This is a genomic window from Mycobacterium sp. THU-M104, from assembly GCF_049197365.1.
Classification (GTDB): Bacteria; Actinomycetota; Actinomycetes; order Mycobacteriales; family Mycobacteriaceae; genus Mycobacterium.
Genome location: NZ_JBMIOP010000286.1, coordinates 1 through 24641 on the forward strand (window position 1 = coordinate 1; position 24641 = coordinate 24641).

Below are 24641 nucleotides of genomic sequence, written 5' to 3' on the forward strand. Positions count from 1 at the left end.
TGTGCTCAGCGCTACTTTTTTCGCGTTTCGGCGCTGCCACCGCAGTCTCGACACCCCAGCGAACGGGCCCGACGGATTAACGGGCAAGACCACTTAGCTGTCCGGTCCGGAATTCCGGATCACCACTTCATCCATGGTGACACCATCGATGGTGACACCCGTGGCTGCGGCCCGCAGCCGACAGCGCCCTATCCGCTCGCCTGGGCAGGCTCGGCGGGTGTGGCCAGCCGGGTGGAGCGCTCATGGCCACGGAGGGTGACCGTCTCGCCCAACGACCAACGGCTACGTTCTTTTTCGCTCGCGCCGTCCAAGGCGGCGGCCGTCGCGAGCAATCGGCCAGGATAGGTCTTGGCCAGCTCGCACAGCCGTGCGGCCTCGTTGACCGGTTCGCCGATCACGGTGTACTCGAAGCGTTCCCGGGCGCCGACGTTGCCGGCGACCACGTGGCCCGCCGCGACGCCGATGCCGGCCTGACACTCGGGCATTTCGGCGGCCAGTCGCTCGGCGATGCGTCGGGCGGCGCTCAGCGCCTCCTCCTCGGGGTGGTCGAGGCGGTTCGGGGCGCCGAATACGGCCAGCGTCGCATCGCCCTCGAACTTGTTGACCAGACCGCGGTGGCGGTCCACCTCCTCGACGACGATGCCGAAAACCCGGTTGAGCACCGCGACGACTTCGGCGGGAGGCCGACTGGTCACCAACTGCGTGGAGCCGACGATGTCGATGAACAGGACGGCGACATGGCGCTCCTCCCCGCCCAGCTTCGGTTGCTCGAGTTCGGCGGCGGCGGCGACCTCGCGTCCGACGTGCCGGCCGAAAAGGTCACGCAGACGTTCTCGTTCACGCAGGCCGTCGACCATCGCGTTGAAACCGCGCTGCAGCTCGCCGAGTTCGGTCCCGTCGAACACCACAAGGTTGCCGCGCAGGTCACCCCGCCCGGCGCGCTCGAGTGCCGCGCGCACCACCCGCACCGGTGTCGCGGTGAGCCAGGCCAGGATCCACATCAACAGGTAACCGAAAATCACTGCGGCAGTGGACATCATCAGCACACCGACGGCGAACTCGGTTTCGGACAGGTTGCGCATCAGCAGTTGGAAGAGCGCCAGCAGGGCGATGCCGATCACCGGTACGGCCGATCCGAAAAACCAGACCATCATCGTCCGGCCCATGATGCCCGCGGTCAGCCGCTGCGGCGGCCGCCCCGCCGCCAGGGCCTGGGCGGCCACCGGCCGCAGTGCGAACTCGGTCGCCAGATAGCTGCCCGTGGCGACCAGGACGCCGCTGAAGGTCACTACGAACAAGAACCGGGGGATGAACAGGGTGTTGACCAGGCCGTAGAGGGTGGTGAGCAGCGCCGCGCCGGATCCCCACAGGACGAGGTCGATGACCGCGACGCGCCACGGGGCCAGAAACGTGTTGCGCTCGTCGTCTGAGGTCGGGTACCGCTCCAAGATCGCCCAGCGCAGCGCGATCACGGTCCGCCGGGTGATCCAGTACGCGCCCAGCGCCAGCGCGACCGCGATGTAGGCCGGCACGACACCGAACGTGAGCCACAACGGCGCGTCGCTGAACACGCTCGGCTCGGGGATGGCGACGGTCACCAGCAACAGGGCCACGCCGATGCCGAGCAGGTTCACGACCACGACGAGCACCGTCAGGATGACCTGGATGCGTATCCGGCGCCGCCGTTGGCTTTCCGTGACGCGCCCGAGCAGCAGCGAGCCGTACGCCGGGGTCTCCGGCAGCCGGCCGCTCTGACCGGTGACCATCTCGAGCACCCGGCCCAGGCGTCGCGCTAGGGTGCTCTGTGCCGACATGATGGCGCCAGCCTAATTTGTCGGCCACACTCTAAGGTGAATCGGGTGCGACTCGTGATTGCCCAGTGCACGGTGGACTATGTCGGCCGGCTCACCGCGCATCTGCCGTCCGCGCGCAGGTTGTTGCTCTTCAAGGCCGACGGTTCGGTCAGCGTGCACGCCGACGACCGGGCCTATAAGCCGCTGAACTGGATGAGTCCGCCGTGCCGGATGACCGAGGAGCCGGGCGGCGCGGCGCCGGTGTGGGTCGTGGAAAACAAGGCAGGCGAACAGCTGCGTATCACCGTCGAAGCGGTCGAACACGACTCCAGTCACGACCTGGGCGTCGATCCCGGCCTGGTCAAGGATGGTGTCGAGGCGCACCTGCAGGCATTGTTGGCCGAGCACGTCGGGCTGCTCGGCGAAGGATACACGTTGGTGCGCCGCGAGTACATGACCGCGATCGGGCCCGTCGACCTGCTGTGCCGGGACGAGCGGGGTGGCTCGGTCGCGGTCGAGGTGAAGCGGCGTGGCGAGATCGACGGCGTCGAGCAGCTCACCCGCTACCTCGAGTTGCTCAACCGCGACAGCCTGCTGGCGCCGGTGCAGGGCGTGTTCGCGGCACAGCAGATCAAGCCACAAGCGCGTACTCTTGCCAGTGACCGCGGAATCCGTTGCATCACACTGGACTACGACAGAATGCGCGGGATGGACAGCGACGAATACCGGCTGTTTTGAGACCTCCGGATTAGACTGACTACCAATGCCACGGCGCCGCACACCGCCCCGACGGCAGGGCCCCACGCCGTTGTCGTCGGTCTTGCGGCGGATCGAGTCGGGGCCCGGCGGATACGACTACGAGGTTCACCCGGTCGCCGCGGCGCGCGCCGTCAAGATCTACCGCTGCCCCGGGTGTGACCACGAGATCCGTTCGGGGACTGCGCATGTCGTGGTCTGGCCGGTGGATGGCCCCGACTCCGGGATCGAGGACAGACGGCACTGGCATACGGGGTGCTGGAGCAACCGCGCGACTCGCGGTCCGACCCGGAGGTGGTCGTGACTACTGGCCCTACAAAGCCGGCTCGACCAACTCGATCAGAACTCCGCCGGCATCCTTGGGATGGATGAAGTTGATTCGAGAGTTCGCGGTGCCGCGTCTCGGCGCCTCGTAGGTCAGCCGGACGCCTTGTGAACGGAGTTGCTCGCAGAAGGTGTCGAGATTGCTGACCCGAACCGCCAGCTGCTGGATGCCCGGCCCGCGCTTGTCGAGGAACTTCGCGATGGCCGACGAATCGTCGATTGGGGCCATCAACTGGATCTGTGCGGTGCCGATGGGCCCGCCGCGTGCAGCCAGCATGGCCTCGCGGATACCTTGATCGTCGTTGACTTCCTCGTGAACCAGGATCATGCCGAGGTGGTCGTGGTACCAGGCGATCGCCGCGTCCAGGTCGGGGACAGCGATGCCGACATGGTCGACCGCGGTCACGAGCGCGCTACCGAGGACCTGACGGGCGTCAACTTGGTCGGTCGTCATCGCACAACGGTAACCTGACGGCAACGATTCCGCTTCTCCAGGGATCGGAATCGGCCATCCGCGCACGCCTAGGAGGTAGTCATGACGACATCGGTGATCGTTGCTGGAGCCCGCACGCCGATCGGCAAGTTGATGGGTTCCCTGAAAGAGTTCTCGGCCAGCGACCTGGGCGCCGTCGCGATTGCCGGCGCCCTGCAGAAGGCCGGCCTGCCGGCCGGCGCGGTCGAGTACGTGATCATGGGCCAGGTGCTGACGGCCGGAGCCGGCCAGATGCCCGCCCGCCAGGCGGCGGTGGCGGCCGGCATCGGCTGGGACGTCCCGGCGCTGACCGTCAACAAGATGTGCCTGTCCGGTATCGACGCAATCGCGCTGGCCGACCAGCTGATTCGCGCCGGAGAGTTCGACGTGGTGGTGGCCGGCGGACAGGAGTCCATGACCAGGGCGCCCCACCTGCTGATGGACAGCCGCTCGGGCTACAAGTACGGCGACGTCACCGTGCTCGACCACCTGGTCTACGACGGCCTGCATGATGTGTTCACCGACCAGCCGATGGGTGCGCTCACCGAGCAGCGCAACGATGTCGACAAATTCACCCGTGAGGAGCAGGATTCCTACGCCGCCCGGTCACACCAGCGGGCGGCCGCGGCGTGGAAGGACGGCGTGTTTGCCGACGAGGTGGTCCCGGTCAGCATCCCGCAGCGCAAGGGTGACCCGCTGCAGTTCGCCGAGGACGAGGGCATCCGCGCCAACACCACCGCCGAATCGCTGGCCGGCCTCAAGCCGACATTCCGCCGCGACGGCACCATCACCGCGGGTTCGGCGTCGCAGATCTCCGACGGCGCGGCCGCGGTCGTGGTGATGAACAAGGAAAAAGCCCAGGCGCTGGGTCTGAGGTGGCTGGTCGAGATCGGTGCGCACGGCGTGGTGGCCGGACCGGACTCGACGCTGCAATCGCAACCGGCCAACGCGATCAAGAAAGCGCTCGGGCGCGAAGGCATCTCGGTCGACCAACTCGACGTGGTGGAGATCAACGAGGCGTTCGCGGCCGTCGCGCTGGCCTCGACTCGCGAGCTGGGACTGGATCCGGAGATGGTCAACGCCAACGGCGGGGCGATCGCCGTCGGGCATCCGCTCGGCATGTCGGGAGCCCGCATCGCGCTGCACACCGCCTTGGAGCTGGCGCGCCGCGGCTCCGGCTACGGCGTCGCCGCCCTGTGCGGGGCGGGCGGGCAGGGCGATGCGTTGATCCTGCGGGCGGGGTAACGGTCCGCGCGGCGTTGCTGGCGCGGCGTTCGCGCGCACGTTTGTGAGGTTCGTCATGGTGGCCGTACGGGCGCCGTCCGGTGGGGGTGGGGGCGGATTATCGCTGTGTGCGAGTGTCCGCGCCACCGAGTGGATCGGCCCCCGACGTGCATGACAGACTTGACGGCGTGACGCGTCCCCGATCCTCCTTTGGGCCTGCACTGGCCGGTGCTGTCGACCTTTCCGGCCTCAAGCAGCGCGCCCAGCACAACGCATCGGCAGGTGGCCCCGGCGGCCGGGCGGCGTCGGCGGCGCCCGGGGTGACCGAGGTCACCGAAGTCAATTTCGAAGACGAGGTGCTGATCCGGTCCGGCGAAGTGCCGGTCGTGGTGTTGCTGTGGTTGCCGCGCAACGACGCATGTGCCCAGCTCGCCGAAACGCTGTCCAGACTGGCCGCCGAGGACGACGGCAAATGGTCGCTGGCCACGGTGGACGTCGAGTCGGCGCCCGGGGTGGCCCAGGCCTTCGGCGTGGAGGCGGTTCCTACCGCGGTGGCACTGGCCGCCGGCCGGCCGTTGTCCAGTTTCGAGGGCGTGCAGTCGGCCGACCAGTTGCGCCGCTGGGTGGACTCGCTGCTCTCGGCGACGGAGGGCAAGCTCAAGGGCGCACCGGATCGCGGGGAGTCCGAGCAACCCGATCCAGAGCTATTGCAGGCCCGCGAGCAACTCGAGGCCGGTGACTTCGACGCCGCCAAGGCCTCGTACCAGGCGATCCTGGACGCCAACCCCGGCAGCGTCGAAGCCGGGGCCGCGATCAAGCAGATCGACTTCCTCACGCGTGCAACGGCTCAAGTCCCCGACGCGATCGCGGTGGCCGACGCGGCGCCGGGTGACATCGACGCCGCCTTCGCGGCGGCCGACGTGCAGATCCTCAACCAGGAGGTCAGCGCGGCATTCGAGCGTCTGATCGCGTTGGTGCGCAGGACGTCCGGGGACGAGCGCGCCCGGGTGCGAACCCGCCTGGTCGAGTTGTTCGATCTGTTCGATCCGGCCGATCCGGAGGTTGTCGCCGGCCGGCGCAACCTCGCCAACGCGCTGTACTGACTCGCCGAGCAGACAAGCGCCGAGCGCTACTCGGGCGCCAGCCACAGCGCCGAGGTGGGCGGCAGCACCAGCAGCGCCGACGCCGGCCGGCCGTGCCACGGGTCTTCGGTGGCCTCGACCCCGCCCATGTTGCCGACGCCGGATCCGTTGTAGTCGGTGGCGTCGGTGTTGAGCACCTCGCGCCACCGGCCGGCGACCGGCAGGCCGAGCCGGTAGCCGCTGTGCTCGGAACCGGCGAAGTTGAAGACGCAGGCCATGACCGAACCGTCGTTGCCGTAGCGCAGGAAACTCAGCACGTTGTTGGCGGAGTCGTTGGCGTCGATCCAGGAATAGCCGTCGGGAACGGTGTCCTGGCTCCACAGCGCCGGATGGCCGCGGTAGATGGCGTTGATGTCGCGCACCAGCCGCAGGATGCCGTTGGAGAAACCCTGCTCGTCGAGTTGCCACCAATCCAGGCCGCGCTCCTGCGACCATTCGTTGCGCTGGCCGAATTCCTGGCCCATGAACAACAACTGCTTGCCCGGGTGCGCCCACTGGTAGGCGAGCAGGCTGCGCAGACCGGCAGCCTTGAGGTGGTTGTCACCGGGCATCCGCGCCCACAACGTGCCTTTGCCGTGCACCACCTCGTCGTGGCTGATCGGCAGGACGTAGTTCTCGCTGAACGCATACAGCATCGAGAACGTCATCTCATGGTGGTGGTAGCTGCGATAGACCGGGTCGCGACTGAGGTAGTCCAGCGTGTCGTGCATCCATCCCATGTTCCACTTCATCGAAAAACCCAGGCCGCCAAGGCTTGTCGGACGCGTCACACCCGGCCATGACGTCGACTCCTCGGCGATGGTGACGATCCCCGGCGCCGTCTTGTGTACCGTGGCGTTCATCTCCTGAAGGAACTGGACCGCCTCGAGGTTCTCGCGGCCGCCGTAGATGTTGGGCGTCCAGCCGCCGGCTGGGCGCGAGTAGTCCAGGTAGAGCATCGAGGCGACCGCGTCCACGCGCAGGCCGTCGACATGGAACTCCTCGATCCAGTACAACGCGTTGGCCACCAGGAAATTGCGGACCTCGCGGCGGCCGAAGTCGAAAACATAAGTGCCCCAATCGAGTTGCTCGCCGCGTCGAGGATCGGAATGTTCGTAGAGCGCGGTGCCGTCGAACCTTCCCAGTGCCCAGGAATCCTTGGGGAAGTGCGCGGGCACCCAGTCCACGATGACGCCGATTCCGGCTTGGTGCAGGGTGTCGACGAGGGCCCGGAACTCGTCGGGGGTGCCGAACCGCGACGTCGGCGCGTAGTACGACGTGACCTGGTATCCCCACGAGCCGGCGAACGGGTGCTCGGCCACCGGCAGCAACTCGACGTGGGTGAATCCGTGCTCCACCACGTAGTCGGTCAATTCCTTGGCGAGTTGGCGGTAGCGCAGCCCCGGGCGCCACGAGCCCAGGTGGACCTCGTAGGTGCTCATCGGCTCGAACACCGGGTTGAGCCGGGCGCGCCGCGTCATCCAGTCCTCGTCGTTCCAGCGGTAGCTGCTGACCGCCACCCGCGATGCGGTGTGCGGGGGTACCTCGGTGGCGAAGGCCATCGGGTCGGCTCGTTCGGTCACCACGCCGTCGGCGCCGTGGACGCGGAACTTGTACAGTCCGCCGACGGCGAACCCGGGCCAGAACAACTCCCACACGCCCGAGGAACCCAATTCCCGCATGGGCGCCTCGGTGCCCGCCCAGCCGTTGAACTCCCCGATCAGGCTGACGCCTTTGGCGTTGGGCGCCCAGACGGCGAACGAGACACCCTCCACGACGCCGTCGGCGGTGGTGAAGGATCGGGGATGCGCGCCGAGGACTTCCCAAAGTCGCTCGTGGCGGCCTTCGGCGAACAGGTGCAGATCCATCTCGCCCAGGGTGGGCAGGAAGCGGTAGGCGTCCGCGACGATGTACGGTTGGGCGCCCTCGTAGCTGATCTGCAACCGGTAGTCGATCAGGTTCGTGAAGGGCAGCGCCACGGCGAACAGGCCCGATTCGATGTCGCGCAACGGGAACCGATCAGCACCGACGAGCGCGACGACCTCGCCGGCATGCGGCCGGAACGCCCGGATGACCGTGTGGTCGTCGTACTCGTGAGCGCCCAGGATGGCGTGCGGGTCGTAGTGTGTGCCGGCCACCAGGCGCGACAGATCGTCGCGGTCTGGCGCCAGGTGCTTTTCGGCGATTTGGTCGGCTCTGCTCATGTCCCTCTCACCTCCGGGTGCGTTCATCGCCTGCGTAACAGTGTGATCCGGGATTCTTTCGGTATAAGTGGCATGTTGACGATGTGCGCGACTGCTTGCGTAGGGTCCAGGCGAACATAATTCGCTTGTCCCCATTGGAATTCATGTCCCGTTATTTCGTCGCGTACCCAGAATCGCTCGTAGGGTTCCATGCCCAATCCCGCCATGTCCAACCACAGGGTGGCTTCCTCGGGTCCGAACGCGTTGAGGGTCAACACCGTCAACACGCAGTCGCCCGTGGCCGGGTCGAACTTGCTGTAGGCCAGCATCGCGTCGTTGTCCACGTGGTGGAAATGAATGGTGCGCAGTTGCTGAAGCGCGGGATGTAGTCGGCGGATCGCGTTGAGTTGCCTGATGAACGGCTCGAGCGACCGACCTTCGGCGACTGCGCTCGCGTAGTCGCGGGGACGCAGTTCGTACTTCTCCGAGTTCAGGTATTCCTCGCTGCCTTCCCGCACCGCGCGGTGCTCGAAGAGTTCGTAGCCGGAGTAGACGCCCCAGGCCGGGCCCATCGTGGCGGCCAGCACGGCGCGGATGGCGAACATGCCGGGACCGTTGTGCTGCAGAATCGCGTGCAGGATGTCGGGGGTGTTGACGAAGAGGTTCGGCCGGCGGAAGTCGGCCAGTGCCGCGATGTCGTTGCCGAATTCGGTGAGCTCCCATTTGGCCGTGCGCCAGGTGAAGTAACTGTAGGACTGGGTGAAGCCGAGCTTGGCCAGACCGTACTGGCGGGCCGGCGGGGTGAAGGCCTCGGAGAGGAAGAGCACGTCGGGGTCGTGATCTTTGATCCGGGCGATCAGCCAGGCCCAGAAGTTCGGTGGCTTGGTGTGCGGGTTGTCGACCCGAAAGATCTTGACACCGTGGTCGATCCAGTGCCGGCACACCCGCAGAACCTCGTCGTACAGGCCCGCCGGGTCGTTGTCGAAATTGATCGGATAGATGTCCTGGTATTTCTTCGGCGGGTTCTCGGCGTAGGCGATGGTGCCGTCCGGCAGCTCGGTGAACCATTCCCGGTGTTGGCTGGCCCAGGGATGATCCGGTGCGCACTGCAGCGCCAGGTCCAGCGCCACCTCCATGCCCAAAGCCTTTGTCGCAGCGACGAAGTCGTCGAATTCGTCGATAGTGCCCAGGTCCGGGTGAATCGCGTCGTGACCGCCTTCGTCGCTGCCGATCGCCCACGGCGAGCCCACGTCTCCGGGTGATGCGGTGGGAGAGTTGTTGCGGCCCTTACGGTGTACCTTGCCGATCGGATGGATCGGCGGAAGGTACACGACGTCGAACCCCATGTCGGCGATGCGGGGAAGCTGCGCTGTCGTCGTGGCGAAGGTGCCGTGCACCGGGTTGCCGCCGGCGTCCCATCCGCCGGTGGAGCGCGGAAACAGTTCGTACCAGGAGCCGAAGCGGGCCAGCGGCCGGTCCACCCAGACCCCGAACTGTTCGCCGCGGGTCAGCAGGTCACGCAACGGGTGCTCGGCCAGGAGGTCCTCGATCTCGGGTGCCAGGGCCGGCGCGGTGCGGGTGACCGGGTCGCCGGGGGCCCGCAGCGCCCCGGCCGCGGCCATGAGCGGATCGCGGCGTGCGCGCGGCACCCCGGCCGCGGCGCGCTCGAACAGCCCGGCGCCGACCAGCAGGTCGTTGGACAATTCGGTTTCGCCCTGGCCGGCCTCCAACTTGGCGATCACCCCGTGCTTCCACGTGGCGATCGGGTCGCCCCACCCGTCGACGCGGAACTCCCACAGGCCCACCTGGTCGGGGGTGAACTGGCCGTGGAACGTGTAGGGCTCCTCGCCCATCGTCATCGGGAAAAGCCGCGGCGTGACCCGCAACTGTTCCGGTGCGCCCGCCTGGTGCGCGCCGACGGGACGCGCGGGGGCCTGCACCGCCGTGATCCGGCGGGCCTCGGTCACCTGCGGGTAGCGCGGTCCGAGGTAGCCCACCACCAAGGTTGCCGCGACGGCGTCGTGGCCCTCCCGCCACACCGTTGCGCTGACCGGGACGACCTCGCCGACCACCGCCTTGGCGGGGTACGCGCCGCAGGACACGACGGGCGCGACGTTGTCGATCTCGACACGACCGGGCACCACCACTCCATTCGGTTTGTGCGGCAAGACCGCGGGGCCCCGCATCGCGCCCGCGTTACTTCCCGGTACCCACCCTAGTGTCCGGTCACACCAGGTGAAGATAAACGCTGGGTTAGTAGTCCAGCACGTCCACGAACCGTCAGTAAGGTGATGACGTGTGAAAGCCCTTCGCCGCTTTACCGTCCGTGCTCATCTGCCCGAGCGCCTGGCCGCGCTGGAACAGTTGTCGACCAATCTGCGGTGGTCGTGGGACAAGCCGACCCAGGACCTGTTCGCGACCGTCGATCCGACGTTGTGGGCGCAGTGCGGCTCGGATCCGGTTGCGCTGCTGGGTGCGGTGAGCCCCGCCCGGCTTGACGAGCTGGCCGTCGAGGAGGAATTTCTGACTCGGCTCGACGGACTGGCGGCCGGCTTGCGCGATTACCTGAGTCGTCCTCTGTGGTACCAGCAGCAGCAGGACGACGGGGTGGCGATGCCGACGTCGATCGCCTACTTTTCCATGGAGTTCGGCGTCGCCGAGGTGTTGCCCAACTACTCGGGCGGGTTGGGGATCCTGGCCGGCGACCATCTGAAGTCCGCCTCCGATCTGGGGGTGCCGTTGGTGGCCGTGGGTCTCTACTACCGCTCCGGATACTTCCGGCAGTCGCTGACCGCGGACGGTTGGCAGATGGAAACCTATCCATCGCTGGACCCGCAGGGATTGCCCCTGCGGCTGCTCATCGACGCCACCACCGGGAATCCGGTGCTGGTGGAGCTGGACCTGCCCGACTCCGCCCGGCTACGGGCCCGGGTCTGGGTCGCGCAGGTGGGGCGCGTGCCGCTGCTGCTGCTGGATTCCGACGTGCCCGAGAACGAGCACGATCTGCGCGGCGTCACCGACCGGCTTTACGGCGGCGACCAGGAGCATCGCATCAGGCAGGAGATTCTGGCCGGCGTCGGCGGGGTGCGGGCGATCCGCGCGTTCACGGCCAACGCGGGCCTGCCCGCGCCTGAGGTATTCCACATGAACGAGGGTCACGCCGGGTTCCTCGGAGCGGAACGCATCCGCGAGCTGGTCACCGACTCAGGACTGGACTTCGACACCGCGCTGACCGTCGTTCGTTCGAGCACGGTGTTCACCACCCACACCCCGGTGCCCGCCGGTATCGACCGGTTCCCGATGGAGGTGGTGCAGCGCTATTTCGACGACCAACTCGAGGCGCCGATGCTCCCGGGCCTGCCGACCACCCGGATCCTCGCGCTCGGCGCCGAGGCCGACCCGACGAAGTTCAACATGGCCCACATGGGCCTGCGGCTGGCCCAGCGCGCCAACGGTGTCTCTCTGCTGCACGGTCGGGTGAGCCGGGCGATGTTCAGTGAGCTGTGGCCCGGATTCGACCGGGGCGAGGTGCCGATCGGATCGATCACCAACGGCGTGCACGCGCCGACCTGGGCAGCGCCGCAGTGGCTGGAGCTGGGCCGCGAGCTCGCCGGGTCGGACTCGTTGAGCGAACCCGCGGTCTGGCAGCGACTGCAGCAGGTCGACCCCGGGCACCTGTGGTGGATCCGCTCGCAGCTGCGCGCACTGCTGGTCGCGGACGTCCGGGCGCGGCTGCGTCGATCCTGGCTGGAGCGCGGTGCGTCGGACGCCGAATTGGCCTGGATCGGGACGGCCTTCGACCCGGACGTGCTGACCATCGGGTTCGCGCGGCGGGTGCCGACCTACAAGCGGCTGACCCTGATGCTGCGCGATCCCGACCGGCTGGAACGACTGCTGCTCGACGAGGAGCGGCCGATCCAGCTCATCGTGGCGGGGAAGTCCCACCCGGCCGACGACGGCGGCAAAGCGCTGATCCAGCAGGTGGTGCGCTTTGCCGACCGCCCGCAGGTGCGCCACCGCATCGCCTTCCTGCCCGACTACGACATGTCGATGGCCCGGCTGTTGTACTGGGGTTGCGACGTCTGGCTCAACAACCCGCTGCGTCCCCTGGAGGCCTGCGGCACCTCCGGGATGAAGAGCGCGCTGAACGGCGGGCTGAACCTGTCCATCCGCGACGGCTGGTGGGACGAGTGGTACGACGGCGAAAACGGCTGGGAGATCCCCTCGGCCACCGGGCTGGCAGACGAGGTGCGCCGCGACGACCTGGAGGCCAATGCGCTCTACACGCTGCTTGAAGAAGCGGTGGCGCCGAAGTTCTACGAGCGCGACGAACACGGGGTCCCGCCCCGGTGGGTCGAGATGGTGCGCCACACCTTGCAGACCCTGGGGCCCAAGGTGCTGGCTTCCCGGATGGTGCGCGATTACGTCGAGCGCTATTACACCCCTGCGGCGCAGTCGCTGCGCAAAACCGTCGGCGGCGAGGACGACAAGTTCAGGGCCGCGCGGGAGCTGGCCGCCTACCGCCGCCGAGTCGACGAGGCGTGGCCCAAGATCAGCGTCACCGACGTTGACAGCACCGGCCTGCCGGACACACCGCTACTCGGGTCGAAGCTCACGCTGACCGCGACGGTGCAGTTGGGCGGGCTGCGGCCCGACGAGGTGACCGTTCAGGCGGTGCTCGGGCGGGTGGACCCCGGTGACGTACTGCAGGATCCGGTCACCGCCGATATGCCGCACACCGGCAGCGCCGGTGGCGGGACAGAAGTGTTCTCCACGACGACGCCGCTACCGCTGGCCGGCGCGGTCGGGTACACGGTGCGGGTGCTGCCCCGTCACCCGATGCTTGCCGGCAGTGCCGAGCTCGGTTTGGTGACCCTCGCCGGGTGACGGCTCCGGAGGGTCAGGCCGACGCATCGTCGGGCGCGGTGCGCAGCCGCTCCAGCGCCCCCCGTACCTGGGTGGCGTCGGTCGTCGGCCAGAACGGCGGTAGCGAGGCACGCAGGTAGGCGCCGTAGCCGGCGGTGACCATCCGGGAGTCGAGCACCGCGACGACGCCGCGGTCGGTCACGCGACGCAGCAGCCGGCCGGAGCCCTGCGCCAGCAGCAGTGCCGCGTGGCCGGCGGCCACCGTCATGAAACCGTTGCCGCCCCGGGCGGCCATGGCCCGCTGCCGCGCGCCCAGCAGCGGGTCGTCGGGCCGGGGAAAGGGGATGCGATCGATCAGCACCAGCGACAACGACGGGCCCGGGACGTCGACGCCTTGCCACAGCGACAGTGTGCCGAACAGCGAGGTCGCCGGGTCGGCGCCGAACCGTTCGACCAGTGCGGAGGTGCTGTCGTCGCCCTGGCACAACACCGGTGTCGGCAACCGTTCGCGCATGGCATCGGCGGCGGCCCGGGCGGCCCGCATCGACGAGAACAACCCGAGGGTGCGCCCGCCGGCGGCGGTGATGAGTTCGGCGATCTCGGTGAGCTGCTCGGCCGACCCGGTGCCGTCGCGGCCGGGCGGTGGCAGGTGGGCGGCCACGTAGAGGATGCCGGCCTTGGCGTGGTGGAACGGAGACCCGACGTCGAGGCCACGCCAGGGCACACCGTCAGCGTCGCCGCCGGCCAGGCCCCACGCCGTGACCATGGCGTCGAAGGACCCGCCGATCGTCAGCGTCGCCGAGGTCAACACCGTGGTCGCCCGGGCAAACACCCGGTCGCGTAGCAGGCCGGCGACCGACAGGGGTGCCACCCGCAACACCGGACGGAGCACCCCTCGGTTGTCTTCGTGGTCGAGCCACACCACGTCGGTGCGATCGGGGATGGCCGGGGCAAAAGACGTCAGGACGCGCGAGGTGGTCTCGGAGATCTCGCTCAGCATCGCAACGGCTTCGGCGCGGGCCGATGCCGCCCCGACGTCAGCCCGCCCTGCGCCGGTCGTGTCGATCGCCGAGCGTGCCGCGCTCGCCGCATCGCGCAACGCCGTCAGGTAGGTCGCCAGCTCGTCGTCGAGGCGATCGATGCGGCCGGGCCGCGCGTCGTGGATCGCGGCGCCGAGGTTGGCCGTGGCCGCCTCCAACCGCTGGGTCAGTTCCGGACCGACCAGCCGGGCGACCCGGCGCGTGGACGCCCCGAGGGTGGCCGGGGTCAGCTCCGCGGTGGCCACCGACGTCACCCGGTCGACCAACTCGTGTGCCTCGTCGATTACCAGCAGCGCATGCTCCGGCAGCACCGCCGACTCGGCCACGGCGTCGATGGCCAGCAGCGCATGGTTGGTGACCACGATGTCGACGCCGCCGGCGCGGGCACGCGCTCGTTCGGAGAAGCACTCGCCGCCGAAGGGGCAGCGAGCCACCCCGACGCATTCGCGCGCGGAGACGCTGACCTGCGACCACGACCGGTCGGGAACGCCGGGCCGCAGGTCGTCGCGGTCGCCTGACTCGGTCGTCGACGCCCAGGCGGTGAGCCGTTGCACGTCGCGACCCAGCGCGGTCGCGGCCACCGGATCGAAGAGCTCCTCCTGCGGAATGTCCTCGGAGTCGCTGTCGGTGGCGCCGTCGTTGTGGATCTTGTTGAGGCACAGATAGTTTCGCCGGCCTTTCAGAAGTGCGAACCGCGGCGTGCGCGGCAGCTCACCGGCCAGCGCATCGGCCAGCCGCGGCAGGTCGCGGTCGACGAGCTGACGTTGCAGGGCGATTGTCGCCGTCGACACGACGACGGGCGAATCGTCGCTCACGGCGCGGACGATCGCGGGGACCAGATACGCGAGCGACTTGCCGGTGCCGGTGCCGGCCTGCACGGCGAGGTGCTCGCCGGTCTCGAAGGCGTGCGCCACCGCGACGGCCATCTCGAGTTGGCCCCTGCGTTCACTGCCGCCGAGCGCGGCCACCGCGGCGGCCAGCAACTCGGGCACGGTCGGGGACGCGTCGGACGTGGTCACTGCGCGCGCTCAGACCGGGATCTGGCTGGTGGGGATCGCCGGATCGCCGGGGGACAATGCCAGCCCCTCCCGCGGCAGGCTGCGCAGGCCGGCGGCGGCCAGCCGGCGGGCCGCGGCCAGGGCGCAGGCAGCCGTCTCGGCGACGATCTCGCCGCCGCGGACCAGGGGTGTGCTCAGGGTGCGGAACGGTTCGTCCGGTGCGGGCGGGCGTCCCGCGGCGTACACCACCTCCTGGGTGACGATGCCGGTCGGGCGCGACAGGCGCAGGGCCTCTTTGCGGCCGCCCCGCGACTCCTTGTGGGTGCTGCGCTTCTGTACCGGCATGCCGTCCACCTCGACGAGTTTGTACACCAGGTGCGCGGTCGGGGCGCCCGCGCCGGTGACCAGTGAGGTGCCGACGCCGTAGCTGTCGACGGGCTCGGCGCGCAACGCGGCGATGGAGAATTCGTCGAGGTCGCCGGACACCACGATCCGCGTCCGGCCGGCGCCCAACTCGTCGAGTTGCCGGCGCGCCCGGCGGGCGAGCACTCCCAGTTCGCCGGAGTCGATCCGGATCGCGCCCAGCGCCGTGCCGGCGGCGGCCACGGCATTGGCCACGCCGGCCGTCACGTCGTAGGTGTCCACCAGCAGCGTGGTCTCGGCGCCCAGCGCCCGGACCTGGGCGCCGAACGCGGCCGGCTCGTCGGGTCCGTCCCGCGTGGCGTGCAGCATGGTGAACGCGTGCGCCGCGGTGCCCTCGGCGGGGATCCCGTATCGCCGGTGGGCCTCCAGGTTCGAGGTGGCGGCGAAGCCGGCGATGTAGGCCGCACGTGCCGCGGCGATCGCGGCCTGCTCGTGGGTCCGCCGTGTTCCCATCTCGATCAGCGGACGCCCGCCGGCAGCGCTGACCATCCGCGCGGCCGCCGAGGCGACTGCGGTGTCGTGGTTGAAGATCGACAACGCCAGCGTTTCGAGCACCACGCATTCGGCGAAGCTGCCGGTGACCGAGAGCACCGGTGACCCGGGAAAGTACAGCTCCCCTTCGGCGTAGCCGTCGATGTCGCCGCCGAACCGGAAGTCCCGCAGATAGCCGACCGTGTCCGGGTCGAGGAATCCGGCGAGCAGCCGGCATGCATCGTCGTCGAACCTGAAGTGCGGCAACGCTTCCAACAGGCGTCCGGTTCCGGCGACCATGCCGTAGCGGCGACCCGGGGGGAGTGCGCGGGCGAACAGTTCGAAGGTCGTGCGGCGCGCGGCGGTGCCGTCGCGCAGCGCCGCCGCCAGCATGGTCAACTCGTACTTGTCGGTCAACAGTCCAGCGGGGACCGGGTCGATCATTCCGTTACGGTATCGGCCGCCGTGCGGGGGGCGTACCGCAACTGGGTGAGCATCGCCTCAAGATGCCCGCGAAACCGAGGTCAGTCTGCTGCCATCCACTCTCATTCGGGACAGATCGCCCCATTGGTACACAATGAACGAAAGGGCTAGAATAGCGATCGTATCCATCACCGACAAGGGGAGCGCGATGTCCACCGTGACGTTCCGCAACCGTGAGGGCAAGCTGGTCGACGTGCCCGCGGTGTCGGCGAGCCGGCTGAAAAGCGAGTTCGGCGCGGTCTTGGAGGAAGCCACCCACGGCGGCGGGGCGGTGGTGATCACCAAACACGACACCCCCCGGGCGGTGCTGCTGTCCTACGCCGAGTTCACAGCTTTGATCGATGCGGCCACCCCGGCGCTCGATGACCTCAGTGAGCGTTTCGACGAGCTGTTGGCGAGCATGCAGACCTCGCGGGCAAAAACCGGGGTCGCAGCGGCTTTCGACGCCACACCGGAGGAACTGGGCGCGGCCGCGGTGCAGGCGGCCCGTACCGTGCGGCGGCGCTGACCCCGCGCGGCCCATGCCTGCCAACATCGCACCGCCGGCACGCTTGTCTGTGTTGGCAGGTGTCAACGGGGCCGGGAAGAGCAGCATCGGCGGCGCCGCGATCCGCGCGGCCGGCGGTGAGTATTACAACCCCGACGAGGCCGCGCGCGCTCTGCTGGCGGCCAACCCGGGTTTGAAGCAGATCGAGGCCAACGCGGCGGCATGGCAGCAGGGCCGCAGGCTGCTGGAACGGGCGATCGATCAGCACCTCGATTTCGCGTTCGAGACCACACTCGGTGGCACCTCGATGCCGCGGCTGCTGGCCGAGGCGGCCTCGCGCGGCATCGAGGTGCGCGTCTTCTACGTCGGGCTGGCCGGCGCTGATGCCCACGTCGAGCGGGTACGGCAACGGGTGCGTGCCGGCGGGCACGACATCCCCGAGGCCGACGTCCGCCGTCGCTACCGGCACAGCCTGCTCAATCTGGTGCACGTGTTGCCGGCTTTGACCGAGCTGCGGGTGTATGACAACTCTGTGTCCGCCGATCCCGCGGCCGGGCAGGCGCCGCTGCCGGTGTTGGTGCTGCACCTGCAGCGCGGCCGCATCGCGGGGCCGGCCGACCTGACCGGCACCCCGGACTGGGCCAAGCCCATCGTGGCGGCCGCACTGCAGCTCGGCTGACACCGCTGGCCGGTTCACATCGGCGTGAGTCCACCATGGTCCGACAGCATCGGTGGCGGACGTCTTTCACTGTGCAGCAAAGTATTTTCTGGCTGTTCTTCCGTGAAGCCGCACGGGACCGCGGCGCATCAGGGGGCGTACTGCAGTCACGTGAAGAAGCTCGCGACACCTGATCCGTGCATCGCGTGAGGAATGCCCGCGAAACCGAGGTCAGCCGGTGGTCTTGTTCATGATCCGGATGCCGGCTTCGGGGTCGGGTAGGGTGCTTGCTGCCGCCCTTGTCGCGTAACTCGCTGCCATGGTCTGAATCCAAATCCGTTACTGTGTAGGATGGTTCGTGCAGTCTAGGCCTCCGGCCGCCGAGGGTGTGGGCGCGGGAGTTGTTGCGCACGGTGCGCGTGAACACCTGACCGACATGCATGGCGGTCAGGTTCACGGTGCGGGCGAAAGTCTGACCCCGGCGCCCCGGCGCCGCGGCGCCGCGCAGGTAGCGGCCGATTGCGGCGCTGCTCATCGCCAAGAACTCCGCACGCACCTGCGGGCTGTCACGTATGCCGGAACGCCGGCTCGTCGTGGCGTTGCGGCGTACGTGATGCACCGAGGGTGTTTCGCGGCTACTTTCGGTGACTTGCCGGGGGTTCGGTATTCAGCTGCGTGGCTCGCTATCCTGGGACCCATGGTTGTTGCGTCAGCGCCTACCGAGCCGAGGTCCAGGCCGGGCACTACCGGACAACGCGAGGCCACCCCGGTCGAGGACACGGCCAGTCCATGGGTCACGGTCGTGTGGGACGACCCCGTCAACCTGATGACCTATGTGACGTATGTGTTCCAGAAGTTGTTCGGGTACAGCGAGCCGCATGCCACCAAGCTGATGCTGCAGGTCCACAACGAAGGCAAGGCGGTCGTGTCCGCGGGCAGTCGTGAGTCCATGGAAGCCGACGTATCCAAACTGCACGCTGCCGGGTTGTGGGCGACCCTGCAGCACGACCGGTGAGGGCCCCCGATTTCCTGTGCGCAAATGGAAGCGCGTCGAGACCCCCGAGGGTCCCCGCTTTCGGTCTTCCCTGGCCACCCATGAGGCCGAGTTGCTCCGCAACCTCGTCGGCGCGATGATCGGCCTGCTCGATGAGCGCGAATCCTCATCGCCGGCAGACGAACTCGAAGAAATCACCGGCATGAAGACCGGAAACTCCGAGCCGCCGCGCGATCCGACGCTGCGCCGCCTGCTGCCCGACTTCTACCGGCTCGACGCCGGCGACGAGCCCTCCTCCGAGTTTCCCGGAGACCTGAACGCCGCGCTGCGCAGCCTGCACGAGCCGGAGATCATCGAAGCCAAACGCGTTGCGGCGCAAAGGCTATTGCAGACGATTCCGGCCACGGGCGCCAAGTTCGAGCTGACCGAGGACGAGGCGAGCGCCTGGGTTTCGGCGCTCAACGACATCCGGCTGGCGCTGGGAGTCATGCTCGAGATCGGCCCGGAAGGTCCCGACCGGCTGCCACCGGACCACCCGTTGGCCGCCCATTTCGACGTCTACCAGTGGCTGACGGTCCTGCAGGAATACCTGGTCCTGGTGCTGATCAGGCCCCGGTCATCTTGACGGCAATGCCGCTGGGCTCCATCGCCGACGTCGGAGGCATCCGCGTCGGCCACCACCACCGACTGGACCCCGGCGCGTCGCTGGGCGCCGGATGGGCCAGCGGTGTCACCGTGGTCCTCGCCCCGCCCGGGACCGTCGGCGCGGTCGACTGCCGCGGTGGCGCACCCGGCACCCGGGAAACCGACCTGCTGGATCCCGCCAATACCGTGCGCTTCGTCGACGCGGTGCTGCTCGCCGGTGGCAGTGCCTACGGCCTGGCGGCGGCCGACGGCGTCATGCGCTGGCTCGAGGAACACGGCCGCGGCGTCGCGATGGCAGGCGGGGTGGTGCCCATCGTGCCCGCTGCGGTGATCTTCGATCTTGCCGTCGGCGGCTGGGACAGCCGGCCGACGGCCGACTTCGGCTACGCGGCGTGCGAAGCCGCGCAGGGTCACGACGCGGTGCCCGCGGTCGGCACGGTCGGCGCGGGGGTCGGGGCGAGAGCCGGCGTGCTCAAAGGCGGCGTCGGGACGGCCTCGACGACGCTGCCGTCCGGCGTGACCGTGGGTGCGATCGTCGTGGTGAACTCCGCCGGCGACGTCGCCGACCGGGCCACCGGCCTGCCCTGGATGGCGGACCTGATCCGAGAGTTCGCGCTGCGGCCGCCGCCGCCCGACCAGATCGATACGTTCGCGCGGCTGCCGCCCAGGCTGAGCCCGCTGGACAACCCCCTCAACACGACGATCGGCGTCGTGGCGACCGACGCGGCGCTCAGCCCGGCGGCGTGCCGCCGGGTCGCCACAGCCGCCCAGGACGGCCTGGCCCGCGCGGTGCGCCCGGCGCACACCCCACTCGACGGCGACACGGTGTTCGCGCTGGCCACCGGCGCGGTCGAGGTGCCGCCCGCGGCCGATACGCCCGCCGCCTTCTCCCCGGAGGCGGGGTTGGTCAGCGAAGTGGGCGCCGCGGCCGCCGATTGTGTGGCGCGGGCGGTGCTGGTCGGTGTGCTCGGCGCCGGGTCGGTGGCCGGAATACCGACCTACCGCGACATGTTGCCGGGAGCGTTCGGCCGATGAGGGCTCGACCGGCGAAGGGACGCGCATGATCAGGCGGACGGGGCACCCGGGCACGCCGGGGACCCAGGAGAAGCCGCGGCCTGCCTGGATGGTCGGCGCGGCCACGATCCTCACCTTCGTGGCGCTGCTCTACTTGGTCGAACTGATCGACGAGCTGACGCGGCACTCGCTGGACTCCAACGGCATCAGGCCGCTGCAGGCCGACGGTCTGTGGGGCATCGTCTTGGCGCCGGTCCTGCACGCCGGCTGGGGGCATCTGATGGCCAACACCGTGCCGCTGCTGGTGCTGGGGTTTCTCATGACGCTGTTCGGGCTGTCGCGCTTCGTCTGGGCCACCGCGATCGTGTGGATCCTGGGCGGCTTCGGTACCTGGCTGATCGGCGACCTGGGCAGCAACTGCGGCCCCACCGACCACATCGGGGCCTCCGGCCTGATCTTCGGCTGGCTGGCCTTCCTGCTGGTCTTCGGGATATTCGCGCGCCGGGTATGGCCCATCGTCATCGGTCTGGCGGTCTTGTCCGTCTACGGCGGCATCCTGCTCGGCGCCATGCCGGTGCTGGGCGGATGCGGCGGCGTGTCGTGGCAGGGCCACCTGTGCGGAGCGATCGCCGGCGTGGTCGCCGCCTACGCGTTGTCCGCCCCGGAGCGCAAGGCCCGCGCCGTCAAGAACGCGTCGACCCAGCGGCGCAACGCGTGAGCTCGCGCCTGGCCGCGCCCATCGGGATCTTCGATTCCGGCGTCGGGGGGCTGACGGTGGCTCGGGCCATCATCGACCAGCTGCCCGACGAGGACATCGTCTACGTCGGCGACACCGCGCACGGCCCCTACGGGCCGCTCGCCATTCCGCAGGTCCGCGCGCATGCGCTCGCAATCGGCGACGACCTGGTCGACCGCGGCGTCAAGGCGCTGGTGATCGCCTGCAACACGGCCTCGGCAGCGTGCCTGCGGGACGCGCGCGAACGCTACGCCGTGCCCGTCGTCGAGGTGATCCTGCCCGCGGTGCGCCGGGCGGTCGCCACCACCCGCAACGGCCGCATCGGGGTGATCGGGACGCAGGCGACCATCGCCTCGCACGCCTACCAGGACGCCTTCGCCGCCGCCCGCGACACCGAGATCACCGCGGTGGCCTGCCCGCGCTTCGTGGACTTCGTGGAGCGCGGCGTCACCAGCGGACGCCAGGTGCTCGGGCTGGCTGAAGGCTATCTGGAGCCGCTGCAGCGCGCCGAGGTCGACACTCTGGTGCTGGGTTGCACGCACTACCCGCTGCTGTCCGGACTGATCCAGCTGGCGATGGGCGACACCGTCGCGCTCGTTTCCAGTGCGGAGGAAACCGCCAAGGAAGTGCTCCGGGTGCTCACCGAAAGTGACTTGCTGCGTCCGCACCCCGATGGTCCCGGCGCCCCGCCGGCGAGCCGGGTGTTCGAAGCCACCGGTGACCCGGAGTCGTTCACCAAACTCGCGGCGCGGTTCCTGGGTCCGTCGGTGACCGGAGTGCACCCCGGTCGCCACCCCCCCGACCGCTAGCGCCGGGGGAGATTCTGGTCACAGAAATGTGGCCATGTTTTCGTCATGCCGGTACCGGGCATGGCACAGTGGTGTCCGTGCGAATCACCGTGCTCGGCTGCTCAGGCAGCGTGGTGGGCCCGGATTCGCCTGCATCGGGTTATCTGCTCCGCGCACCGGACACCCCGCCGCTGGTGCTCGATTTCGGCGGCGGCGTGCTGGGGGCGCTGCAGCGCTACGCCGACCCCAGCTCCGTGCACGTCCTGCTGTCCCACCTGCACGCCGACCACTGTCTGGACATGCCGGGTCTGTTCGTCTGGCGCCGGTATCACCCGGTCCGCCCCGGCAACAAGGCACTGCTGTACGGCCCCCGCGACACGTGGTCGCGGTTGGGGGCGGCGTCCTCACCCTACGGCGGCGAGATCGATGACTGCTCCGACATTTTCGACGTCCACCACTGGGTCGACGGCGAACCGGTGGCGTTGGGCGCGCTGACCGTGGTGCCGCGGGCGGTGGCTCACCCGTGCGAGTCGTACGGGTTGCGCGTCACCGACCCCACCGGCGCGTCGTTCGTCTACAGCGGCGACACCGGGGTCTGCGACCAGCTGGTCGAACTCGCTCGCGATGCCGACGTCTTCCTCTGCGAGGCGTCGTGGACGCACTCGCCGGATCGCCCGCCCGCCCTGCACCTGTCAGGCACAGAGGCCGGCAGGGTCGCGGCACGGGCCGGGGTGCGGGAGTTGTTGCTGACGCACATCCCGCCGTGGACCTCGCGGGAGGACGTGATCAGCGAGGCCAAAGCCGAGTTCGACGGTCCGGTGCACGCCGTGGTGTGCGGGGAGACGTTCGACATCCGCCGTTCCGAACGGGTCTGAGCAACCGGCCGCACCCTTGGCTTAGGGTTGGCGGGTGTCAAAACGAGAAGACGGCCGCCTCGACGACGAGCTCCGCCCCGTGGTCATCACCCGGGGATTCACCGACCACCCGGCGGGTTCGGTGCTGATCGAATTCGGCCAGACCAAGGTCATGTGCACCGCCAGCGTCACCGACGGCGTCCCCCGCTGGCGCAAGGGGTCCGGGCTGGGTTGGCTCACCGCGGAATACGCGATGCTGCCCTCGGCGACGCACACCCGCTCGGATCGCGAGTCGGTGAAGGGCCGCCTGTCCGGGCGCACCCAGGAGATCAGCCGGCTGATCGGCCGGTCATTGCGGGCCTGCATCGACCTTGCCGCGTTGGGGGAGAACACCGTCGCCGTCGACTGCGACGTCCTGCAGGCCGATGGCGGTACCCGCACCGCGGCCATCACGGGTGCCTACGTCGCGCTGGCCGACGCGATGACCTACCTGTCGGCGGCGGGCAAGTTGTCGGACCCCAGGCCGCTGTCGTGTGCCATCGCGGCCTGCAGCGTCGGGGTGGTTGACGGCCGTATCCGGGTGGACCTGCCCTACGAGGAGGATTCGCGCGCCGAGGTCGACATGAACGTCGTGGCCACCGACACCGGGACGTTGGTCGAGGTTCAGGGCACCGGTGAAGGTGCGACGTTCCCGCGGTCGACGCTGGACAAACTGCTCGACGCGGCACTGGGCGCCTGCGACACGTTGTTCGCCGCGCAGCGCGAGGCCCTGGCGCTGCCCTACCCGGGCGTGCTGCCCGAGGGCCCGCCACCGTCGAAGTCGTTCGGCAGTTGACCCGACGGCTGGTGTTGCGTAGTGGTTGTTCGCGGCGAGCGTGGTCGGTGAGCGTCGCCGTGGTCAATACTTCGCCCTGTCTTTAGGATCGGGTTCATGGTTACTCAGCGAGTCCCACTCGAGCATGCTTTTCTCAACCAGCCGTGGTGGGCAATGGGACAGGTGACGCACGAACATGCGGAACCGCGCGTCAACGAAATCGCGACCCGCGCGAGGGCGGGTTTGCTGAACGTCATCTCGGCTGTCACGATCGCGTTACTGCTCTTGCGTCCGGAAACCGATCCGGTGATCGTTGTCGGTCCGCTTGTGCTTTTCGACATGCTGGTCGCGGCGGTCAGCGGATTGACCCCATTCAGCCCCACCGGCATTCTGGGCACGGCGTTGACGATGGGTATTCGTCCGGTCTGGAAACCGACGCGGCCGAAACGGTTCGCATGGTTGCTCGGTGCCGCTTTAGCGGCGACGTGTCTCGCCATGCGCTTGTTGGGTGCATCTCCCGTGGCGATGGCGGCTGTTGTCGCGGTCTGTTTTGTTCTCACCTGGTCGGAGGCGACGCTGGGGTTCTGCGTGGGCTGCTACATGCACAAATTGATCTGGGGTTGCGAAGACTGCGAAGTCCCCTACGACAGGAAAATCACGGCACGACCGGTGCTGACCCACGACATTGCGCCGCTGAACCAGGAAAGTCGCGCGTAGGCCTCACGCGGCTCAGCCGGCGCCCGCCGCGATCACCTGCTCCACCTCGAGTGCCCGGTCGGCCATCTCGGCGTGTGCCTTGTCCAAAGCGTCAGCCTGATCCTCATCGGCCTTCATCAGCGCCTCGATGTCGAAGCCGGCCATGTCGATGACGCCCATGTCTTTGAAGGCCTTCTGCACCTTGTCGCCCCACAACCCGATGTCCTTGACGATCGGCACAATGCGGCTGAACAGATGCGAGCGGAACTGGATCATCAGCGGCGACGTGTCGACCCACGCGGCGCACGCTTTGACATCGAGGCCGAGCGTTTCGAAGACCTCCTCGCCGCGGAACCGGTCGCGCATCAGGTAACAGGCGTCCACGACGAACTCCTCACGCTCGTCGCGCTCGGCCTCGGTCAGCGCGGAGTAGTAATCCTTCAACGAGATCCGGCCGAAGGCGACATGCCGGGCCTCGTCCTGCATCACGTAGGCCAGCAACTGCTTGGCCAGCGAGTCCGGCGGAGCCATGTCGCGCAGCACCCCGAAGGCGGCGAGCGCGAGCCCTTCGATGAGGACCTGCATGCCGAGGTAGGGCATGTCCCAGCGCGAGTCGCGCAGGGTGTCGTCCAGCAGCGCGGTCAGGTTCTTGTCGATCGGGTAGACCATGTCGACCTTGTCCTGCAGGAACCGCGAGAACGCCTCGACGTGCCGCGCCTCGTCCATGGTCTGGGTGGCCGCGTAGAACTTCGCGTCCAGGTCCGGGACGACCTCGACGATCTTGGCCGAGCACACCATCGC

22 protein-coding genes are annotated in these 24641 nt (G+C 68.8%); 15 read left to right on the forward strand and 7 right to left on the reverse strand.

Going from position 1 to position 24641, the window contains the following annotated elements:
* Positions 1–188: 188 nt before the first annotated feature.
* Positions 189–1814 (reverse strand): adenylate/guanylate cyclase domain-containing protein, encoded by a 1626-nt coding sequence (locus tag ACOJVU_RS20570; protein ID WP_421531477.1) that lies wholly within the window; start codon positions 1812–1814, stop codon positions 189–191.
* Positions 1815–1859: 45 nt separating this feature from the next.
* On the opposite strand from ACOJVU_RS20570, the gene nucS reads away from it, so the two are divergent.
* Both nucS and ACOJVU_RS20580 read left to right on the forward strand, forming a co-directional pair.
* Positions 1860–2531, forward strand: coding sequence for an endonuclease NucS (nucS, locus tag ACOJVU_RS20575; protein WP_421531478.1), 672 nt, complete (start codon positions 1860–1862; stop codon positions 2529–2531).
* 25 nt (positions 2532–2556) lie between these two features.
* The gene (locus tag ACOJVU_RS20580) at positions 2557–2853 is read left to right on the forward strand and encodes a hypothetical protein (RefSeq protein WP_421531479.1); all 297 of its coding nucleotides are present in this window, start codon (positions 2557–2559) and stop codon (positions 2851–2853) included.
* A gap of 9 nt (positions 2854–2862) precedes the next feature.
* On the opposite strand, the gene mce is transcribed toward ACOJVU_RS20580, so the two are convergent.
* A complete protein-coding gene (gene mce, locus ACOJVU_RS20585) occupies positions 2863–3327 on the reverse strand; it encodes a methylmalonyl-CoA epimerase (protein ID WP_421531480.1) in 465 nt (154 codons plus the stop codon).
* 81 nt (positions 3328–3408) lie between these two features.
* Between mce and ACOJVU_RS20590 the strand changes: the two genes are divergently transcribed.
* Together ACOJVU_RS20590 and ACOJVU_RS20595 are read left to right on the forward strand one after the other, a co-directional pair.
* Positions 3409–4590 (forward strand): acetyl-CoA C-acetyltransferase, encoded by a 1182-nt coding sequence (locus tag ACOJVU_RS20590; protein ID WP_421531481.1) that lies wholly within the window; start codon positions 3409–3411, stop codon positions 4588–4590.
* Positions 4591–4757: 167 nt separating this feature from the next.
* Positions 4758–5672, forward strand: a complete 915-nt coding sequence (locus tag ACOJVU_RS20595; protein ID WP_421531482.1) for a tetratricopeptide repeat protein — start codon at positions 4758–4760, stop codon at positions 5670–5672.
* Positions 5673–5698: 26 nt separating this feature from the next.
* Here the strand turns inward: ACOJVU_RS20595 and glgB are convergent, their stop codons facing one another.
* A complete protein-coding gene (glgB, locus tag ACOJVU_RS20600; protein ID WP_421531483.1) occupies positions 5699–7894 on the reverse strand; it encodes a 1,4-alpha-glucan branching protein GlgB in 2196 nt (731 codons plus the stop codon).
* 23 nt (positions 7895–7917) lie between these two features.
* Positions 7918–10014: an alpha-1,4-glucan--maltose-1-phosphate maltosyltransferase gene (locus ACOJVU_RS20605; protein WP_421531484.1), complete on the reverse strand. Its 2097-nt coding sequence runs from the start codon at positions 10012–10014 to the stop codon at positions 7918–7920.
* A 157-nt stretch (positions 10015–10171) separates the two neighbouring features.
* Here ACOJVU_RS20605 and glgP point away from each other — a divergent pair, with 157 nt between their 5' ends.
* Positions 10172–12760: an alpha-glucan family phosphorylase gene (gene glgP / locus ACOJVU_RS20610; RefSeq protein ID WP_421531485.1), complete on the forward strand. Its 2589-nt coding sequence runs from the start codon at positions 10172–10174 to the stop codon at positions 12758–12760.
* 13 nt (positions 12761–12773) lie between these two features.
* Here glgP and ACOJVU_RS20615 read toward each other — a convergent pair whose 3' ends face one another.
* Both ACOJVU_RS20615 and ACOJVU_RS20620 read right to left on the reverse strand, forming a co-directional pair.
* A complete protein-coding gene (locus ACOJVU_RS20615) occupies positions 12774–14798 on the reverse strand; it encodes an ATP-dependent DNA helicase (protein ID WP_421531486.1) in 2025 nt (674 codons plus the stop codon).
* Positions 14799–14807: 9 nt separating this feature from the next.
* Entirely contained in the window at positions 14808–16115 is a 1308-nt protein-coding gene (locus ACOJVU_RS20620; RefSeq protein WP_421531487.1) for a nicotinate phosphoribosyltransferase, read from the reverse strand.
* A 187-nt stretch (positions 16116–16302) separates the two neighbouring features.
* Between ACOJVU_RS20620 and ACOJVU_RS20625 the strand changes: the two genes are divergently transcribed.
* The 10 genes from ACOJVU_RS20625 to ACOJVU_RS20670 all read left to right on the forward strand — a co-directional run bounded on the left by ACOJVU_RS20625 (position 16303) and on the right by ACOJVU_RS20670 (position 23861).
* A complete protein-coding gene (locus ACOJVU_RS20625; protein WP_421531488.1) occupies positions 16303–16662 on the forward strand; it encodes a type II toxin-antitoxin system Phd/YefM family antitoxin in 360 nt (119 codons plus the stop codon).
* A gap of 49 nt (positions 16663–16711) precedes the next feature.
* The gene (locus ACOJVU_RS20630; RefSeq protein ID WP_421531497.1) at positions 16712–17320 is read left to right on the forward strand and encodes an AAA family ATPase; all 609 of its coding nucleotides are present in this window, start codon (positions 16712–16714) and stop codon (positions 17318–17320) included.
* A gap of 676 nt (positions 17321–17996) precedes the next feature.
* The gene (gene clpS / locus ACOJVU_RS20635; protein ID WP_421531489.1) at positions 17997–18314 is read left to right on the forward strand and encodes an ATP-dependent Clp protease adapter ClpS; all 318 of its coding nucleotides are present in this window, start codon (positions 17997–17999) and stop codon (positions 18312–18314) included.
* Between the two features lie 16 nt (positions 18315–18330).
* The gene (locus tag ACOJVU_RS20640) at positions 18331–18918 is read left to right on the forward strand and encodes a DUF2017 domain-containing protein (protein ID WP_421531490.1); all 588 of its coding nucleotides are present in this window, start codon (positions 18331–18333) and stop codon (positions 18916–18918) included.
* An 11-nt stretch (positions 18919–18929) separates the two neighbouring features.
* Positions 18930–19973 carry a P1 family peptidase gene (locus ACOJVU_RS20645; RefSeq protein ID WP_421531498.1) on the forward strand — a complete coding sequence of 348 codons (1044 nt, stop codon included), beginning with the start codon at positions 18930–18932 and terminating at the stop codon, positions 19971–19973.
* A gap of 25 nt (positions 19974–19998) precedes the next feature.
* Entirely contained in the window at positions 19999–20670 is a 672-nt protein-coding gene (locus ACOJVU_RS20650) for a rhomboid family intramembrane serine protease (RefSeq protein ID WP_421531491.1), read from the forward strand.
* Positions 20667–21497 (forward strand): glutamate racemase, encoded by an 831-nt coding sequence (murI, locus tag ACOJVU_RS20655; RefSeq protein WP_421531492.1) that lies wholly within the window; start codon positions 20667–20669, stop codon positions 21495–21497. Before ACOJVU_RS20650 ends, murI begins: the two co-directional genes overlap by 4 nt.
* Before the next feature lie 71 nt (positions 21498–21568).
* Positions 21569–22351, forward strand: coding sequence for a cyclic nucleotide-degrading phosphodiesterase (locus ACOJVU_RS20660; RefSeq protein WP_421531493.1), 783 nt, complete (start codon positions 21569–21571; stop codon positions 22349–22351).
* Between the two features lie 34 nt (positions 22352–22385).
* Entirely contained in the window at positions 22386–23165 is a 780-nt protein-coding gene (gene rph, locus ACOJVU_RS20665) for a ribonuclease PH (RefSeq protein ID WP_421531494.1), read from the forward strand.
* Positions 23166–23261: 96 nt separating this feature from the next.
* Positions 23262–23861 (forward strand): DUF4395 family protein, encoded by a 600-nt coding sequence (locus tag ACOJVU_RS20670; RefSeq protein ID WP_421531495.1) that lies wholly within the window; start codon positions 23262–23264, stop codon positions 23859–23861.
* 12 nt (positions 23862–23873) lie between these two features.
* On the opposite strand, the gene ACOJVU_RS20675 is transcribed toward ACOJVU_RS20670, so the two are convergent.
* Positions 23874–24641: ferritin-like domain-containing protein (locus ACOJVU_RS20675; RefSeq protein WP_421531496.1), on the reverse strand; the 768-nt coding region annotated here is incomplete at its 5' end.